Source organism: Pseudarthrobacter sp. RHLT1-30-1, assembly GCF_059383415.1.
Map to the genome: position 1 here is coordinate 12,996 of NZ_JBWZCG010000011.1, position 16,698 is coordinate 29,693.

A 16,698-nucleotide genomic window follows, 5' to 3' on the forward strand; every position below is an offset into this window, starting at 1 on the left:
CCCGTACGTTCACGGTGATGCCCTGGACCCTGTGCCTGTACCGCCCCCGGCTGCAGGCATATCCTGCAGGAAGACCCCCTGACCACCAGCTGCCGGAGGAAGACTCATGGAAATGCCGAAAGCGTCCGACGCCGACAAGGAACACTTCCGCTCGGTGCTGCCTGACCACCCCGAGGTGATCGTCAAGCCCATGTTCGGGAACCTGGGGGCCTTCGTGAACGGGAACATGTTCGCAGGGCTGTTCGGCCCCACCATCGGCGTGAAACTGGACGAGTCGGACAAGGAGATGCTGGAAGGTACCGAGCGGACCGTTCCCTTCGGGCCACCGGAGCGTCCCATGGGCGGCTACACCGGATTGCCGGCAGTCTGGAACGCCGAGGGCTCCGGCGATGAGGCGCGGGCCCGGGCATGGGTAGGGAAGGCCTTTGAGTACGCGGCCGGGCTGCCGCCCAAGGAGCCGAAGGTTGGCAAGCCCCGGCCCAAAAAGTAGCCGCCGCCGGCCCGTGATTGCCGCGCATGGCCTGAGAAGCCTAGGGCAGAGCCACCTTCACGAGTTCTGACCGGGTCCCGGTCTGCAGGTCCTCGGTAAGGACCAGCGCACCGACCTGGGGGCAGTGATATTTATGCTCCCGGGCATTCGTTTCAAGCGGCGTCCAGTCGTAGACCTTGACGCAGTCGGTGTAGGTGCCGGATTTCGTGGTGACGGTCTCGCCGGTAGCGACTGTGTCCCGGGTGTCTTCCGCATGACCAGCGTAGAACTCCTGCCTGTAGGAATCGCCGACGCGCTGCTCTGCCTTCATCCAGATGCCGGCTTTTGCCCCGTTGCGTCCATGTATGAAGCTGCCGGAGTGGTTCAACAACATACCGTTCCAGTAGTTGTCCACGTCCTCGCCGAAGTACCATACGTCGCCGTCTTTGTGTTGCGCCAGGTAATCCCGGGTTTCCTCTACGAGCTGCCCGTTCTTGTATTCCTTATCCAGATACACGACCGTCTCCACGCCCTCGATGGTCATGGTCTCCGGCAGGATTTCGATTTCAATCCTCTCGGTGACCTTTCCCTGCTCGGTGGTCTCGTAAGTCAATTTTTTGCCGACTGGGAGGGCGAAGTATTTATTGGTTATTTGGGTGGTGAAATCGGCGGGGTTGATCTGCGGGTTGTACTCCGCGGCTCTGGTCCTTTTTGTGTTGTCGAAGGCAAACAGTGTCACCCCGCCAACAACGAGCAACAGGACGATGAGACCCAGGAACATTTTGGTACGTGGATTCATGACCTTTCCCACTCCTTCTGAGTAGAAATTCCTGCAGGGGCCAGAGCACCGCTGCTTGCCGTTGGCCTTAGGAAAAAGGTAGTGCAGTCGGCTGAACCAGAACACCCTTGCAGAATGACTTCTGATCAGGCTGCGCTTAGCGACGCGTCGGGGAGCGATCGGGTTGGGGACGGTCAGTGCGGCCGGAACAGGAGCTGGTCCGGGACTGTGCGCTGGAACGGCTCCTTCCCGGTCGCCGAGCCGGCTGAACCCGAGCGCACCGAAACCCACTCGACAGGTCTTGTCACGCAGCTAACGGGGTGTTCACATCATCCACAGAGGTTGTCCAACAGGCTTCCGTACGGTCCAAGGTATGGACAACTTTTCACGCAGATCCCTCCTGACCGCCGGCCTTGGGGCCGGGCTCGTCGCCGCCTGGCCGGGTGCCGCCGTCGCCACCTCCACCGCGGACGACGCCGGTCTCCGCACCGATCCCTTCCTGCTGGGCATCGCCTCCGGCGAGCCGTGGCCGGACGGCTTCGTGCTCTGGACCCGGCTGGCGCTGGACCCGGTGGCCGAGGACGGCCTGGGCGGCATGCCGTCGCGCAACGTCGCGGTGGCCTGGGAAGTGGCCGAAGACGCCGGCATGCGCACGGTAGTAGCCCGCGGCGTCGCGCAGGCCCGGATCGAGACCGCGCACTCCGTGCACGTGGAGCTGAAAGGCCTGCGGCCGGGGCGCGAATATTTCTACCGGTTCCGCACCGGCAGGCACCTCAGCCACGTGGGACGCACCCGGACCAGCCCGGCGCTGCATGAGACGCCGGCGTCGCTGGCCATGGCGTTCGCCAGCTGCGCGCAGTTCGAGCACGGCTACTTCACCGCTTACGCCCGGCTGGCGCAGGACCAGCCGGACCTGGTGCTGCACCTGGGTGATTACCTGTACGAATACAAGAAGGACAGCTACGTGATCGGCGGCGGCAACCCGCGCGACCACGCCGGTCCGGAGACCACCAGCCTGGCCGGCTACCGGCAGCGGCACGCGCAGTACAAGGCCGACGCCGACCTGCAGGCCGCACACGCTGTGGCGCCGTGGCTGGTGGTGTGGGATGACCACGAGGTGGACAACAACTGGGCGGATGAGGTCCCGGAAAACAAGGATGCCGGGCAGCTGAACGACACCACCGAGCATTTCCGGCAGCGCCGGGCGGCCGCATTCCAGGCCTACCACGAGAACATGCCGCTGCGGCCCTCGTCCGTGCCCGCCGGGTTCGACATGAAGATCTACCGCACCATCCAGTGGGGCCAGCTGGCCAACTTCCACATGATGGACACCCGGCAGTACCGCGACGACCAGCTCGCCGGCGACGGCTGGAAGAAGAACGTCGCCGAACGCCTCGCCGAGGACCGCACCATCACGGGCGCGGAGCAGGAGAAGTGGCTGCTGGACGGGTTCATGAACTCCACCCAGCGCTGGGACATCCTGGGCCAGCAGGTCTTCTTCGCCGAGAAGGACCGGAACAAGGCCCCGGAGATCGACGACGTCTCCATGGACGGGTGGGACGGCTACGCCGCGTCGCGCCGACGCATCACACAGGGCTGGGTGGACGCGAACGTCCGCAACGCCGTCGTCCTCACCGGCGACGTGCACCGGAACTGGGCCAACGACGTCAAGGTCGACTACAAGGACCCGGCCTCGCCCGTAGTGGGCTCGGAACTGGTCTGCACCTCCATCACCTCCACCGGAAACGGCACAGGCTCCACCACCGACCCGGCCATGCCCTGGAACCCGCACCTGAAGTTCTACAACGACAACCGCGGCTACGTGAACACCACCATCACGAAGGACGCGCTCACCGCCGACTTCCGGACGCTGGACTACGTCACGACGCCGGGATCCCCGGTCAGCACGAAGGCATCGTTCGCGATCCAGGACGGCGTGCCGGGGCTGCGGTAGCGGCGGTAGACGTCCCTCTAGGGAAAGCCGACGACGGCGGGCAAGCGCCCGCCGTCGTCGGCTTTCCCCTTCCGTAGGGCCCGCGGCGCCACGACGTCTAATCGTCTGCCAGGTACTTGACGATGCCTTCGAGCAGTTCATCCCGGAGCTGTTCGTCTCAGTCCTTAATAGGGCTCGTCGCGACCAGGGCTGGGTAAAATTAGCAAGCCCTAAGCTGGGTGCCATGACCACTGCCCCAGTGAAACGCACCCCCCTCGGCTCCCGCGTCTCACAAGCGGTGCAGACCCTCACGCCGGGGTACTTCGCCCTCACGATGGCCAGCGGGATCATCTCGGTGGGTCTTGAGCTCGAAGGCTTCGACGCACTCTCGGCCGCACTCCTGCTGGTCTGCGCGGTCTCCTACGCCGTGATCCTGGTTCTCAGCCTGGTGCGGCTGGTGCGGTTCCGCGCCGACATGCGCCGCGACTTCCTGGACCCCGGCCGGGCGTTCGGCTTCTTCACGTTCATCGCCGGAACGAATGTGCTCGGCGTGCGTCTGGGGATGGCGGGGTGGCCGGGGACGACGGCGGTGCTCCTGGCCGTCGCGGTGCTCGCCTGGGTGGTGCTGGGCTACGTGGTGCCGTGGACCGCCGTGCTGGGCCGGGACGAGCGGCCCGTGCTGAAGGATGCCAACGGCTCCTGGTTCATCTGGTGCGTGGCCAGCCAGTCCGTGGCGGTCGCGGCGGCGTCGCTGGAACCCCTCGCCGGGCCGGACTGGCGCGCCGCCCTGGCGCTGGTCGCCGTCGTCGCCTGGTCGGTGGGGCTCATCCTGTACGCCGCGGTGGGGATCTTCGTCTCGCTGCGGCTCATGACCTACCCCATCCGGGCCGAGGACCTCCGCCCGCCGTACTTCGTGGCCATGGGCGCCATGGCGATCAGCGTCCTCGCCGGCGCGCGGATCGTCGAAATGGCCGGCGCGCCCATGGTGGATGCGACGCGCGGGCTGGTGGCCGGCACCTCCGTGGTGTTCTGGGCCTTCGCCTCGTGGCTCTTTCCGGTCCTCCTCGCAGCCGGATGGTGGCGGCACGTGATCCACCGCGTGCCCCTGTCCTACGAACCCGGCCTCTGGAGCGTCATCTTCCCCCTGGGCATGTACGCCGTGGCCGGGATCTATCTGGGGCGCGCCGACCACCTTCCTCTGGTGGCGCTGATTGGCCGCACGGAGCTGTGGCTGGCTGTCGCCGCATTACTCGCGACCCTGGCCGCGATGCTGTGGCACCTGTGGGTCACGCTGGTGCGCCCGGGTCGGTGACGCTACGCCCCGGGCGGGCGAACTGGGGATGCACCAGCACACGGGCAATGGCTGGCCATCTCCTGAGCCAATGCCGGTTCATGCCTGCGCCCAGGCTCCCGGCGTCAGCTCCGACGCAGGGGCCAGGGCCGCCACCCGCCCGCAACCTCCCGCAGCCGGGCCTCGGCGTCGCGCAGGCGGGCGGCGCCGGCCGGCGGGGGTTCGCCCTGGCCGCTTTCGGAGCCGGAACCGTCGAACGCGGTGAGGGCGTATTCGCTCCACCGTTTGCGGCCCACCGGGTAGCGTTCGCTGTATCCGCCGGCCGCGACCGAGAGCACCAGCATTTCCAGCCGGTCCGCTGTTGTTTCCACGGTTTCGTCGCAGGCATCGCAGCCGCAGACCGGAAACGGGAAGTCATGCAGCACCCCGGCGTGCACCATCACGCCCGGGTACCCGGTCAGCACAATTGTCAGGGCCGCGGCCCCGGGATCCCGTGGGGTGATTTTGACCGCCTGCAGCATTTCCGGGCCCTGCATCAGCAGCTCCCCGGCATGGACCGGATCGTCCTGGACGTCGACGTCGTACACGGCGGTGAGGTGGTCGATCAGGGCGCGGGCGACGGCGTGGAGCCCGGCGAAGCGCTCGGGGTGGCTGTCCACACTGTAGGACTCCGGGTCGGGGCCCGCCTCGCCCCACTGCCGGCCGTAGGGAATGGGCTCCCCGTCGCGGTTGTAGTAGGTCTCAGACGGCAGGTCGGGCCGGACATAGCGGGGCTGCCCGGCTGACCGGAATACCGGAAGAGGCGGCCTTGCCGGGGGCTCCTCCGGCTCTTCCTGCGCCCAGTCCGAGAGCACGGCAATCAGGCCGCGCACCGCGCCGTCGTCCGCGCTGCGCAGAGCTTCGAGCAGGCGGTTGACCTCGAACGCCTTCTCCCGGTTTCCCACCGTGGGCGGGGCCCCTTCGTAGGCAGTCCACTTCGCGTCCGGCCGCAGCCGGGCGATTGTGTTCCCGGCGAAGACCGCCGCCGCCGCACTGAGGGTGCCGTCCTCCGCGAGCTGGGAGCCGGCCGTGCGCAGGAACCAGATGAGTTGTTCAGGGTCCGCGGCCAGTCCGCCGGCCCGCACGCCCTGCGCCGCGCAGAATTCAACGAACGGCGCATAGCCTTCCAGATGCCGGACCACCGCGGGGCCGGACCCTTCCCGGTACAGTGCGGTGCCGCGCGCCATTTGTTCCGGCAGTCCGGCGGGCTGGCCTTCGAAGATGTCCTCTGATGTCCCCATAACCGCGATCCTAGCCCCCACCGGCCATCACCTGCCTAGGTGCAACTACGTCCCTTCCTCCTCAACGGTACGATCTCACAAGCTGCAGCGCAGCAGGGCTTCGACCAAACCAAAATTCGATGGGGGACGACTGAAATGGTGGAACTGAAACGCATTTACTGGAGCCGGCAGACGCTCCGGTGGGGCTATGCGGCGGTGATTCTGTGGCTGGGCGCCTCCGTTGTCCTGGCGCTCATGCCGAAGATGAGCCCGGCTGGCAGCCGCAGCACAGCGACGGTCACCGACGTTTTGCGCGGCTTGCTCGACGGCGTCCTGGCCGCGGCCGCGCTCCCCGGGCTGCTCGCGCTGGTTCTGATAATTGTCGCGGTCATCATTCGCGCTAGGGACATCAAACGCCGGGACCAAGTGCGGCGTTTCAGCCGCCAGCAGCGCCGGGAGGGCATGGCACGCGCGGGCGGCCAGTGCGAGATGGAGGCCGGACTCCGGCGGCGGTGCCCGCTGCTGGCTGAGCACGGTGACCATTTCTACCCGTGGTCCAAGGGCGGATCCACAAACCTGCAGAACTTTGTCGCGGCCTGCGCCAGATGCAACCGGACCAAGGGGGCGAGGGTTCCCTCGCCCGGTCAGCAGGCAAGGATGGAACGACGACGGCGGGCGTACGTTGCGCCTGACGGTTCCGTCGGCGTCGGCGCGCGGCAGCCGCTCTCCTGAGCGGGCCGAGGGTAGACGCCCGGGATCCGGCGTTCCTCGAGGATAAGTGGAACGTACGCGTCCTTCTGATCATTAGTTGGACTCTCAGAGCTCTTCGTTAAGGAAAAACGTTAAAGCTTCAACCATAGCGACCCTTCACCAACAACACACGCCACACCAGTTTCGCCTGTCACATTTGGGGCCACTCTTGGCGTAAGACACAAAAGACCCCTAGTTCTGTCATATTTGAGCCATGACAACACCAGAGTTCCCTGGGGCGGGCTCACAGCAGACTTCGCCCAACCACCCACCTGTCGCGCCGTCGGCCTACGAGGCGTCAACGCAGGCCCTCCTGCCCCAGCCGACGAAGGCAAAGAAGCCTTTGAACGTCGTAGGCCTCATCTCGCTTATCACAGCAGCACTCGGGTTCATCTTCGCCTGTATGCCCGGCGCCCTCATCGTTGGCTGGATACTGTTGCCAATCGCATTCGTTCTGGCCCTCGTCTCCCTCTTCTTGAAAGACAAGCCAAAGGGCATGGGTATCGCTGCCTTAATCCTGTCAATCGTTGGAACAATTGTCGGGGTCGTCGTATTCTTTGCCGTCGTCGGGTCCTCCTTTGACAACGCGTTCGGCAGCGGCGACACCAAAGTCGTAGCACCGTCCGGGGATGCAGGTCCCACTGACGGTGCGGCAGCGGAAGCTCCCGCTGCCAAAACCGGGACCCGGGAAACCCCACATCCGATCGGCTCGGTCATTGAGTCCAAGGACTGGCGCGTTGTGGTCAACTCGGTCACCCTCGCCGCCACAGACGCTGTTGTCGCTGCCAACCAATTCAATGACCCGCCTGCCGCGGGTTCGGAGTACATCCTCGTGAACTACTCCGCCACCTACATCGGCGATGATGCTAACGGGCAGACGCCTTCGTTCGTGTCAGTCGCATACGTGACAGCAGATGGAAGGACCGTGAACAGCTACGACAAGTCCGTCATAGAACCGGATCCCATCAGCTCGAACGCTCTCTTTAGAGGCGGCTCGGCAACAGGCAATGAGGCTTTTGAAGTGCCGTCGGCCACCGCGTCTCAAGGCGTTCTCGCCGTCAGGGCCGGCATGTTCGGCGACAAGGTATTCGTCGCAGCCAAATAACACTCTGAGGAAGTTCGCGGTGCCCCCGGCTAATCAGCTGGGGGCACTGCTGTGCCGCCCTAAGCATTTTCAATGGCTATCACTTATGTCGCAATGCTTCTGCATCCGCTATCGACGCCAAACTTCTTGGCTGTCAAGGGGCACCGTCCTGATCTAAACCTCCAGTCCTGCGAGCAACCGTCGCTAAGGTGCTCCCGAAATGCGCTACGACTATGGCAATGCCTACTCGCCTGCCCAGAGATCTGTCACTCCGGCTTAGTCCCGGAATGTAGCGCGGCGCCCAAACTACGGGGGCCGCCCTCGTACTAATCGAATTTCTCGAACTTCAACGGGGGACCAATTGAACAAACTTTTTGCTGCCGGCTCCTTAGACGCCCTCCTGGCCCTGACGCGTGCGGAGGCTCAAACGGAGGAACCTCGGCCGCCGTCACCACACCGCCATCATTCACCGTCAATCAGAGCTGCAAGCAGCTATCCATCAGGGCGACGATGGCCAGTTGATGAAAGCTGTCGATGCACTGTCTGGCTTGCCCGCCGAGGTCACCATCTCGGATATAACCTCCACCGGCGGCGATGACGGCCGAACCTCGAGTTTGTATCCGGGACTGCGCACGAGGAGATGAAGCCGCTCATGCTGCGGGATGACCTCATCGGCCATTTCCGGCACTATGCCGAGATCATCGACGCTCCTGTCCGAACGGGTGCCGATGTCACGCGCATCGCTGCCGCGGACGGCGGCGGCTTCAACGTGGCCACAACCCAGGGCAGCTGGCGGGCCCGGAACGTGGTCCTCGCTACGGGCGGCTACTAGACGCCGAAAATCCCCGCGCTGTCGGCGCAACTGCCCAGCCACATCCTGCAACTTCACACCGACAGCTACCGCAACCCGGGCCAACTTCCCGACGGTGCCGTGCTCATCGTTGGCACCGGCCAGTCCGGCGGCCAGATCGCCGAGGAGCTGCTCGCCGTCGGCCGCGAAATCCATCTGGCGGTGTCCACGTGCCGGGAAGCACCGCGCCGGTACAGCGGCCAGGACCTCCTCTATTGGATGATGCAGATTGCACAATTCGGCCCGACTACGGACTGAACGGCCTCACCGTGGGGCAGTTGCCCTCCCCCGCGGCGAGGTTCGCCTGCAACCCGCTGGTGTCCGGCGCCGACGGCGGCCACGACATCCACCTGCGCAACCTCGAAGCGGCCGACGAGGGCGACCTCGTCTTCAGTGATGACCTTCCGGAACGACTGCGCTTGGTGGAGACGGCGTTCTACCAGCCGATGAAGCCGATGGTCGACAGCTACATTGCCGACGCCGGCCTGTCGGCACCGGAGCCGGAGCCGCCGCGCCAGGACCACTGGCTTCCTTCGGAGCCGGCGCGGCTGAGTCTCGGAGCCGCCAACGTCACGTCGGTCCTCTGGGCCACGGGCTACCGGCTGGACTTCAGCATCCTGGACATCCCGGTGCTGGACTAATGGAACTAACCCGGCACCACAAGGCGTCACCGAACACCCGGTCTTGTACGCCGTCGGGCTGCCGTGGCTGACCGGGCATGGCTCGTCCATCGTGGCGGGCGTGGGCCGCGATGCCGAGTACATTGCGCAGCATATCGCCGTCCGGTGAAGGCGACGTTCCAAGCGATGAGCACGTGGCGCGACGCGGCCCCGATAGTGGCCTAACGCATGGGCTACGAGGAGCACCCCTGGGTGATGCAGGTCAGGGAAAACCGGCGGGAACGCCGATACAAACTGCCACGCCACGAACTGCCAGCAGATAAACTATCGGCATCACTACAACTAAAAAAGATACGTACATGGTGCCGAACAGAACTGCTACAAGAAATATGTTGACAGCACCGGCGCCGGCCTGTAGTGTGTATTTTGTAAGGAACCAAGCATGGTTCCGAATCTTGGAGCCTGGGCTTGTCGCAAAGATTTTTTGGTTCTGGGATTCCAATAAGAACAATCGATATTGGAGAACCAAATGACTGCTGAAGTGATTGAAAAGAGCACGTCGGATTTCGTTGCCGCCAAGGCAGAGAACTCCCGGATGGGTATCAAATCTGTTCTGGAACCGGGGAAGTCAGCACTGGCTTCCCTCACCCCGGACCTGTTGAGGAAGCTGGCGTTCATCTCGACCTACAACGATGCGGACCCGCAGTCGCCGTCCCCGAAGAACCACGGATACCAGCGGAATCCTATGACTGAACGGTTTTCGGGAATCGGCAAGTACTACATGAAGGGCCGGAATCGGGAACTGATTCCGGCGATCATCGCTTCCGTTCGTGTCTACGACGATGCTCAGATCGAAAAGTTCAATGAACTCTTTGAGGCCGGCGATATCGACGGAATCCATGCCGCGTTTGATAAGTCCGTCTTTTCAATCGTTGATGGCCAGCACCGGTTGAACGGGCTGTACTGGGCGTGGGAGAAAGACGAAGAGTTCAACACTGATGTTCCGGTCATGCTCTTTTACGGCCTGAGGTATGCAGAAGAGGCCGCGCTTTTTGACGACATCAACACGAACCAGAGGAAGCTTCCGAAGGCTCTCATCGAGGTGACGAAGGTGTACACCGAAGAAGGTGACGGAACCCATGCACAAGCAGTGCGCGAAATCTCCTTTGCGGTGGCCACTGACGGAGATTCGGTTTGGGATGATCGCATCAACATGACGGGGGCCCGGGACGCGAACCGTTCTGTTACGTATGAAGGTCTGCGTCGCGCAACGAGCCAGATGTTCCCGGAGCGCACTCTTGACCGGCTGCGGGCTCGCAAGCTGGCGCCGAAGGATGTGGCCAAGAAGTTTTGGAAGATGGTTGCCAGCGCTTGCGGGAATGCCTGGCTGGAAAAAAAGCGCATGGTGCGGAACCCGGAGACCGGCCAGCTTGAAGAGACAGACGTCAGCTACAGGTTGAAAGACCTCGTTGGCGTCGCCTCGCTGGCGAAGCTTGGCCAGGACGTAATCACCAGTTGCCTCGAGAAGTCCAAGGACGACGAAGAGTTTTACGAGGTCATGGCCGATCTCGTAGGCCGCCTGAGTGAAGTTGATTGGGAGAAGGGCAAGCACAACCCGTGGATGGCTTCACAGGCTGGGTTTGCTGGTCAGAAGGACCTCTACGAAGTTCTTTACAAGCTGGTTTACCTCGGAGAGTCCCCCGGGGAAGCAGCCCATCCGGGCGAGTAGTGGATGACGAAAGAGGCGGTGATCTGAAGATCACCGCCTCTTTCGTGCCAGAAAGTACCTGGACTTGTCGCTCTTCCAATTTAGCAACTGCGGGTGGAATAGGTGAAATTTTTGTTCCGGGGTGGCCTCGTTCCGGAGCTACACCTCTACACCGGTGTAGAAGGCTTGGATTTTGTCGAGCCGGTGCGCTGTTCAGTGGCTTGTTCACGCTTCCATGCGCCAGCTCGCAAGATGAGCCGAACGCGGCGTAGATCTTGGACTATGTCCAGATAGGACGCGGCCAAACGCTCTGCATTGTCCTCCCTGATGCGCTCATTTCTGAGAGCTTGCTCAAGCTTGCTCACAAAGACGGCTAGTTCAGCGGAGTGATCCGGGGAGCCAAGGGACGGATCGATTGGATCGCTCAGTCCACCACGGGCGGCATTACTCCGCTCGTGATGTCGAACCCGGCCACTTCGACGGGCGCTTCATGTTGATCCCCGCTGGTGTCTCGGCGTCGACGGCGGCCACGACACCGCCCGCGGGACCTCGGCCGGGGGGCGTCCGGCTGCACGGCCATCTGGAAGTGTTAACGCCAACCGAAAATAGGGCCATTAGTGCCATTTGAAAACGGGGCCACGGGGTTGTGGTTCTGTTGTGCTGTACTGGCGGCGGGCTGGTGTTTTCTGAGCCGGTAGCTGTTGCCTTTGAGACTGATGACGTCGGCGTGGTGGACGACCCGGTCGATCATGGCCGAGGCGATGGTCAGGTCCCCGAATACGTCGCCCCAGCGGGCGAAGGGGAGGTTGGACGTCAGAATCATGGACGCGTGTTGATAGCGGCTGGAGACCAGCTGAAAGAACAGGTTCGCGGCGTCCTGGTCAAACGGGATATAGCCAACTTCATCGACCACCAGCAGGCTGTAGCGGCGTAGTTTCACCAGTTCCTGGTCGAGTTTCCCGCGGGAATGAGCCTCCTGCAGGCGGGCGACCCAGCCGGTTGCGGAATCGAAGAGGACCCGGTGTCCGGCCTTGGCTGCCTTGATGCCGATGCCGACCGCGAGGTGGGTTTTGCCGGTGCCTGGTGGTCCAAGCAGGACCACGTTCTTGGCTTCGGAGAGGAACACGCCGGTGCCCAGGTGGGCGATGAGGTTCCGGTCCGCCGAGGGTTGGTGGTCGAAGTTGTCCTCGAGGTCCTTGTGCGCGGGGAACCTTGCGGCCTTGATCCGTGTCGCCGCGCCGGAGGCTTCGCGTTCGGAGACTTCCCGGGGGAGGACAGCTGCCAGGTACTCCTCGTGCGACCAGCCGGAGTCTCGGGCCTGGTCCCCGAGCCGGCGGAACCCGTCGCTGGTCCGTGGTGCGCGCAGAGCCCGGGCGTAGTACTCGATCTGTGACGGTGTCCCGGTCATGACGCCGTCTCCAGCAGCCCGGCCGGCTGTTGGCCGAGGTCAATGCCGAAGATCTCGTCATAGGCGGCCAGATCCCGCACCTGCGCAGATTCTGGCGGTTCGGGGCCGGCGCGGGGGTCCCGCTGGGTCCGGAAGTCCCGGCGCATCACCGCCGCCCGGGCCACGTGGGCGGATCGGTCACCACCAGATGCCGGGCCCAGTGGGTGGCGATGATGGCGCCGTCATGGGTGACCCAGACGGTGTCCAGGTCAGCGGTGACATCAACGATCCGCCCAATGAACGACGGGTCCACGGAATAGTCGTTGGAGAACACCCGCACGTAGTAAATCCCGCGGCAGCCGCACCGCGTTCCGGAACATGTTCTCCGGGCTCACCGGCGGCAGTTCCCGCATCCTCTCCCGGTCCAGCACGATCAGCTCGTCAGGACGTCCGTGGCGGGACCGGGAGTACCGGTGATTAGCCTTGGGCAGCCAGTCCTCCAGCTGGCGGTTGAAATCCGCGGGTGAACGGAAGTCCCGGCCCGGGATGAAGCGTTGCCGGAAGAACCTGGTCATCCGTTCGACCATGCCCTTGGACTCCGGATCCCGCGGCGGCAGCAGCTTGATCTCCAACCCGAGGGATCCGGCGAACGCGGCTACCGGTTCCGTGAGTCGGCGCTGGCCGATGCCGGACTCGTTGTCCCACAACAGCCGGGACGGAACCGCCTGCGCATCCTGGAGCAGAGTCCACATTCCGCCCAGAAGGTCCGGTGTCGTCCGTGAGGGCAGCATCCGTGCCTGGATGAATCCCGAGAACGCCGAAGTCATCACCAGTACCGGCGGCGTGTCGTTCTGGCCTGCACCGATGGGCAGCGGCTCGTGCGGGAACCAGAGATCGCACTGGACTTGGAATCCCGGCTCGTGGACCAGCCGGTCGGCCGGGTCCGGAAGAGCGTATTCGGGCCGGATTGCGGCGACCTTCGCCCGGAACAGCGACGCGGACCCGGACCCGCCCACCCGCTCCGCGAGCGTTGCGGCCGGCATCGTCGGCGTCTTCACCAACAGCTCCCGGACCCTGGGAGCGAACGCATCAAAACTCGACACGCCGGCGGCCCGCTGATACTTCGGCGCCCGGTCCGATTCCAGCGCACGGTCCACCGTTCCGCGGGAAACCCCCACGATCCTGCCGATCTCACGCTTCGAGTGCTTGCCCGTCGAAAACAGGTGGCGTATCTCAGCCCAATCATCCAAATTGGTCACCTTCCATAATGGTCGGTGGCCCTATTTTCAGTTGGCGTTCTTGGCCCTATTTTCGGTTGGCGTTAACAGGAAGCAGCCAACGACGGCGCCCTCGTCTTAAGTGATAATCTTCCGGAACGTCTGGGTCTGGTCGAGGCGGCTTAATACCAGCGGATGAAGCCTATGTTCGACAGCTATATTGCCGCCACCGGCATGTGGGCACCGCCGCCGGAACGGGTTGCCGTGGCTGACCGGGCACGGTTCGTCCATCGTGGCGGGTGTGGGCCGGGATGCCGAGTACATTGCGCAGCACATCGCCGGGAACAGCACCGCCCGGTGACGGCGACGTTCCCGAGGGGCGGCTACCCCGTGCAGAGCCCGTCGAAGTCCACTGGTGCGGTGAGGCCGGCCAAGGTGAACCACTCCCTGGCCCATGCCTGGACCGAGGGGATCGCTAGTTGCTCGGCAACAAGCTCCGGCGGCCTGTCGAACACGGACTGCCCCTCGTCCAGGAGGTACCCGGTGCCGCTACTGGCGAGCAGCCCGAAGAGGGCAGGCTGGTCGAGGAAGGGAAGCTTCCCGCCGTCGCCGTCGGTCAGCACGCCCCAGCGCGAGGTAAACAGCGAAGACTCCTCCGGACGTTCTACGTGCTCCGCAACGAGCGGGTAGGCTTCGCCGCCGAGCCGGACCCGCCGGTAGTTGGGCTCCGTTTCGTCGAGGGCCATCAGCTGGACGTCGTCCAGCCACGAAAGCCAGACCGCTGTGCACTCCCCCTTGCTTGGATACGGGGCGGCAGCGATATACCCGGCCTTGCTCACGTGGGCGGAGTGGCCGACGGCGATGTTGTGGAGCTGCCCCCGGACCACCGGCAGGACCGCGCTGACGGGCTGGTGGTAGCTGGCGAATTTCCGCCGCATCACGTCGGCGCTTGAATTCGAGCCGATGGAGACGACCAGGGAACGGACTTCCAGCGGTGCCGCGCCGGCTTGGGCGAGGGCTTCATCCAGTCCCGCTGAAAGCCCAAGGGGACGGAATTCATTGCCGTCCATGACACCCGAGGCCACGGGCGGGTCCCACGGATACAGCAGCGGATCGAGATGGTCGGCGGCGCCGACTGCACTCAGTCCCATGGAGTCAGCGGGGTGAAGGCATCGGCAGACTGCTGGGGACTTATCACGGTGGCCCGCTTTCGTGGTTCGGGACTTCCAGTGTCCCGCACTTTGGGGGAAGCGAGCCCTTGGCGCTGGCGCCGACCAGCCCCGCCGCTTCGGTGCGAGGCCTTGTCTGCCAGCCCCGGAGCAGGCCCCCGACACCGCAGCGGATTGCCGCGCCGGTGCAACTGCGAACGGAGGCCAATCGGATTGCCAGGGCGGGAGGTCCCTTCAGAGTGGAAACCGCGGGCGGTCTCTTCGCGGCAGCGAACTTGGTCCTGGCGAACGGCGTCTTCCAGCGCCCGCGCATCGCTGCCGCGTCCGCCGAAGTCCCCGGGCATGCGCGCCCACTCCACGGCCACGACCACCGCAGCCCGCAACAACTGCCCGAAAGGCCGTGCTCGTAATTGGCGCCAGCCAGTTCGGCGCCCAGATCACCGAGAACCTGCTGCCGCCGGTCGTGAAGTTCATCTGTCCGTCTCCGCGTGCCCGCAGGCGCCCCGCCGTTACTGCTGCAAGGTCACCGCGAAACAAACGACGTGGCTACCGAGTGATCGCCGCATCTCCGGTCTCAGATCCAATTTCCGTATCTGTAGTCGCTTCGGGTACCGCTCTACGCTCCTCGATCCCTCGAGCTACATGCAGGATGGTGTCTTCGACAGCTCCGCCGATCGCTTTTGGAACTGAAGCCACTCCGTCGGCAACAGCAACGGCGGCACCCGCCACCGCCCCGGTAGCCTTCTGGCCCAAGCGCAGTACCGATTCGTGCCACTGGGTGCGCTTGATAGTCGAGGCCTCCGGCATGTTGAAGTTCGAACTAAAGATCCGCAGCAACCGCTGAAGTTCTTCGGCCGCGGTGTAGAGCCTGGCCATCTCCATGGGATTCGTGACGCGGGTAAACGTATCGACGTCCACTGCCGCCGATACGGCGTCGGACAGATTTTGAAGTGCCTCGGTGGTGCTTGCCATTCGCCGCTCCCGAGACTTGGCGATGTGACGGGAGTGAGCAGTGGAATCCGGTCCGTCATGCGCGCTGCGGACAGCCTCCAAGGAGTCCATCCGAACCATGTTTGTGAGAGCCACAGCCGCGATGACCAGCCAGTGCTTCAGTTCGCCCTTGGCTGCCGCCTCGGCGCTACCCACCCGCTTGCCGAGGTTCTTGACGGCGAGACCGTCGGCAATGGTGTTCAAGTGGTTGAGGGCTCCGGCATGCGCCTGGGCAAGCGCGGCCGCCTGTCCCGATACTTGGTCCCAAAGGGCGTCGTTAAGCCGGCCGGTGTCCTCGAAGTACCCAAATGCCTTGTCCAGGATGTGGGTCGTGCCCTGCACATTACCGAGCGCCTCGTCACGGTTATCCCGGACGATCGTGTCCAGTTTCGCGTCTACAGCCTGAACGAGGGTATCGAGGTCTCTGAGGGCCACGCGGATCGCCAAAGTTGCGGCCATGATATGCACGTTCGCGGCCGCGACAGGGTTGACTGGTGAGGAGCCCACCAGTTCGATGATGGTGTCGATCCGGCCATCGGACTGGCGTAGCACACCGGCGACGATCCCCACTTTTTCCTTGGTGGACCCGATGAGTTCCAGGTACCGAGCGTAGGACTCCGGAGTCATGTGGAAGGAGTTTCCCTCGGCACTTGCCGCCATAGCAGTCGCAGCCGCCCCAGCCAGGCCGGCAAGCAGATCGGCCAACCCTGAGCCCAGGTTCGATCTGGCCTCTTCTTTGACGTCAAGCTTTCGGAACAGCTCGGCAATTGCTGTCGGGTCGCCTGCCACCAAGGCATTTCTGCCGTCGACGTATAGGGAGATTTCACGGTCAATGTCGGTCATCCCAACATCTTCACACACGCCGGTCCTGGCAGGGCGGGCGCCACTTCGGAGTCCTCAGGATCGGTGCAGCCGAGCAATGTCACCCCCGCCCATCTATCGATGAACTCGGCATGGGGCAGCTTCTCGACGGGATCAGCAATAGCTTGTCTCTCGGCACGTCTGTGCTGCACGTGGGCGCGCCGTACATGCTCCTGGTCCCCTGGGCGCTCCTCAGAGCCCACTGCGTCACCAGAAACCACGATGAGCTGCCAAATCGGTCGGAGGACTCCGCCTCTGGATGGCTTCCCGCCCTCGGATTACGTAACCTGGTCGGTGTATTTACGAGCCGTTCATGAACCGCGACCACCGGG

Annotated in this window: 17 protein-coding genes; 9 read left to right on the top strand and 8 right to left on the bottom strand. The window is 64.0% G+C overall.

The window, feature by feature from the left end:
• Positions 1–106: 106 nt before the first annotated feature.
• Positions 107–490, top strand: a complete 384-nt coding sequence (locus AC50YM_RS09795) for a TfoX/Sxy family protein (RefSeq protein ID WP_494956754.1) — start codon at positions 107–109, stop codon at positions 488–490.
• 40 nt (positions 491–530) lie between these two features.
• On the opposite strand, the gene AC50YM_RS09800 is transcribed toward AC50YM_RS09795, so the two are convergent.
• The gene (locus tag AC50YM_RS09800; protein WP_494956755.1) at positions 531–1,268 is read right to left on the bottom strand and encodes a hypothetical protein; all 738 of its coding nucleotides are present in this window, start codon (positions 1,266–1,268) and stop codon (positions 531–533) included.
• 352 nt (positions 1,269–1,620) lie between these two features.
• Between AC50YM_RS09800 and AC50YM_RS09805 the strand changes: the two genes are divergently transcribed.
• Positions 1,621–3,201, top strand: coding sequence for an alkaline phosphatase D family protein (locus AC50YM_RS09805; protein ID WP_494956756.1), 1,581 nt, complete (start codon positions 1,621–1,623; stop codon positions 3,199–3,201).
• 223 nt (positions 3,202–3,424) lie between these two features.
• The gene (locus tag AC50YM_RS09810) at positions 3,425–4,492 is read left to right on the top strand and encodes a tellurite resistance/C4-dicarboxylate transporter family protein (RefSeq protein WP_494956757.1); all 1,068 of its coding nucleotides are present in this window, start codon (positions 3,425–3,427) and stop codon (positions 4,490–4,492) included.
• Between the two features lie 104 nt (positions 4,493–4,596).
• Here the strand turns inward: AC50YM_RS09810 and AC50YM_RS09815 are convergent, their stop codons facing one another.
• Entirely contained in the window at positions 4,597–5,751 is a 1,155-nt protein-coding gene (locus tag AC50YM_RS09815; protein WP_494956758.1) for a DUF6226 family protein, read from the bottom strand.
• A gap of 135 nt (positions 5,752–5,886) precedes the next feature.
• Between AC50YM_RS09815 and AC50YM_RS09820 the strand changes: the two genes are divergently transcribed.
• The 6 genes from AC50YM_RS09820 to AC50YM_RS09845 all read left to right on the top strand — a co-directional run bounded on the left by AC50YM_RS09820 (position 5,887) and on the right by AC50YM_RS09845 (position 10,763).
• Positions 5,887–6,462: an HNH endonuclease gene (locus AC50YM_RS09820; protein ID WP_494956759.1), complete on the top strand. Its 576-nt coding sequence runs from the start codon at positions 5,887–5,889 to the stop codon at positions 6,460–6,462.
• A 232-nt stretch (positions 6,463–6,694) separates the two neighbouring features.
• Positions 6,695–7,585, top strand: coding sequence for a hypothetical protein (locus tag AC50YM_RS09825; RefSeq protein ID WP_494956760.1), 891 nt, complete (start codon positions 6,695–6,697; stop codon positions 7,583–7,585).
• A 619-nt stretch (positions 7,586–8,204) separates the two neighbouring features.
• Positions 8,205–8,396 (top strand): NAD(P)-binding domain-containing protein, encoded by a 192-nt coding sequence (locus AC50YM_RS09830; protein WP_494956761.1) that lies wholly within the window; start codon positions 8,205–8,207, stop codon positions 8,394–8,396.
• 99 nt (positions 8,397–8,495) lie between these two features.
• Positions 8,496–8,672: a hypothetical protein gene (locus AC50YM_RS09835; protein WP_494956762.1), complete on the top strand. Its 177-nt coding sequence runs from the start codon at positions 8,496–8,498 to the stop codon at positions 8,670–8,672.
• An 11-nt stretch (positions 8,673–8,683) separates the two neighbouring features.
• A complete protein-coding gene (locus AC50YM_RS09840; protein ID WP_494956763.1) occupies positions 8,684–9,055 on the top strand; it encodes a hypothetical protein in 372 nt (123 codons plus the stop codon).
• Between the two features lie 508 nt (positions 9,056–9,563).
• Positions 9,564–10,763 carry a DGQHR domain-containing protein gene (locus AC50YM_RS09845; protein WP_494956764.1) on the top strand — a complete coding sequence of 400 codons (1,200 nt, stop codon included), beginning with the start codon at positions 9,564–9,566 and terminating at the stop codon, positions 10,761–10,763.
• Positions 10,764–11,331: 568 nt separating this feature from the next.
• On the opposite strand, the gene istB is transcribed toward AC50YM_RS09845, so the two are convergent.
• The 6 genes from istB to AC50YM_RS09875 form a co-directional block, all read right to left on the bottom strand.
• Complete coding sequence (gene istB, locus AC50YM_RS09850; RefSeq protein WP_494956765.1) at positions 11,332–12,150, bottom strand: IS21-like element helper ATPase IstB; 819 nt, start codon at positions 12,148–12,150, stop codon at positions 11,332–11,334.
• Positions 12,147–12,296 carry a hypothetical protein gene (locus AC50YM_RS09855; RefSeq protein ID WP_494956766.1) on the bottom strand — a complete coding sequence of 50 codons (150 nt, stop codon included), beginning with the start codon at positions 12,294–12,296 and terminating at the stop codon, positions 12,147–12,149. Before AC50YM_RS09855 ends, istB begins: the two co-directional genes overlap by 4 nt.
• Complete coding sequence (locus tag AC50YM_RS09860) at positions 12,296–12,442, bottom strand: Mu transposase domain-containing protein (protein WP_494956767.1); 147 nt, start codon at positions 12,440–12,442, stop codon at positions 12,296–12,298. The genes AC50YM_RS09855 and AC50YM_RS09860 overlap by 1 nt, the downstream gene beginning before the upstream one ends.
• Entirely contained in the window at positions 12,411–13,379 is a 969-nt protein-coding gene (gene istA, locus AC50YM_RS09865) for an IS21 family transposase (protein WP_494956768.1), read from the bottom strand. The genes AC50YM_RS09860 and istA overlap by 32 nt, the downstream gene beginning before the upstream one ends.
• Before the next feature lie 350 nt (positions 13,380–13,729).
• Entirely contained in the window at positions 13,730–14,497 is a 768-nt protein-coding gene (locus tag AC50YM_RS09870) for a hypothetical protein (protein ID WP_494956769.1), read from the bottom strand.
• Positions 14,498–15,061: 564 nt separating this feature from the next.
• Positions 15,062–16,348: a hypothetical protein gene (locus AC50YM_RS09875; protein ID WP_494956770.1), complete on the bottom strand. Its 1,287-nt coding sequence runs from the start codon at positions 16,346–16,348 to the stop codon at positions 15,062–15,064.
• Positions 16,349–16,698 lie beyond the last annotated feature (350 nt).

Bases quoted from the DNA above. Each gene is read 5' to 3' on its own strand.
- AC50YM_RS09795 (WP_494956754.1), top strand. From the start codon at position 107: ATGGAAATGCCGAAAGCGTCCGACGCCGACAAGGAACACTTCCGCTCG.
- AC50YM_RS09800 (WP_494956755.1), bottom strand. From the start codon at position 1,268: ATGAATCCACGTACCAAAATGTTCCTGGGTCTCATCGTCCTGTTGCTC.
- AC50YM_RS09805 (WP_494956756.1), top strand. From the start codon at position 1,621: ATGGACAACTTTTCACGCAGATCCCTCCTGACCGCCGGCCTTGGGGCC.
- AC50YM_RS09810 (WP_494956757.1), top strand. From the start codon at position 3,425: ATGACCACTGCCCCAGTGAAACGCACCCCCCTCGGCTCCCGCGTCTCA.
- AC50YM_RS09815 (WP_494956758.1), bottom strand. From the start codon at position 5,751: ATGGGGACATCAGAGGACATCTTCGAAGGCCAGCCCGCCGGACTGCCG.
- AC50YM_RS09820 (WP_494956759.1), top strand. From the start codon at position 5,887: ATGGTGGAACTGAAACGCATTTACTGGAGCCGGCAGACGCTCCGGTGG.
- AC50YM_RS09825 (WP_494956760.1), top strand. From the start codon at position 6,695: ATGACAACACCAGAGTTCCCTGGGGCGGGCTCACAGCAGACTTCGCCC.
- AC50YM_RS09830 (WP_494956761.1), top strand. From the start codon at position 8,205: ATGAAGCCGCTCATGCTGCGGGATGACCTCATCGGCCATTTCCGGCAC.
- AC50YM_RS09845 (WP_494956764.1), top strand. From the start codon at position 9,564: ATGACTGCTGAAGTGATTGAAAAGAGCACGTCGGATTTCGTTGCCGCC.
- istB (WP_494956765.1), bottom strand. From the start codon at position 12,150: ATGACCGGGACACCGTCACAGATCGAGTACTACGCCCGGGCTCTGCGC.
- AC50YM_RS09855 (WP_494956766.1), bottom strand. From the start codon at position 12,296: ATGCGCCGGGACTTCCGGACCCAGCGGGACCCCCGCGCCGGCCCCGAA.
- AC50YM_RS09870 (WP_494956769.1), bottom strand. From the start codon at position 14,497: ATGGGACTGAGTGCAGTCGGCGCCGCCGACCATCTCGATCCGCTGCTG.
- AC50YM_RS09875 (WP_494956770.1), bottom strand. From the start codon at position 16,348: ATGACCGACATTGACCGTGAAATCTCCCTATACGTCGACGGCAGAAAT.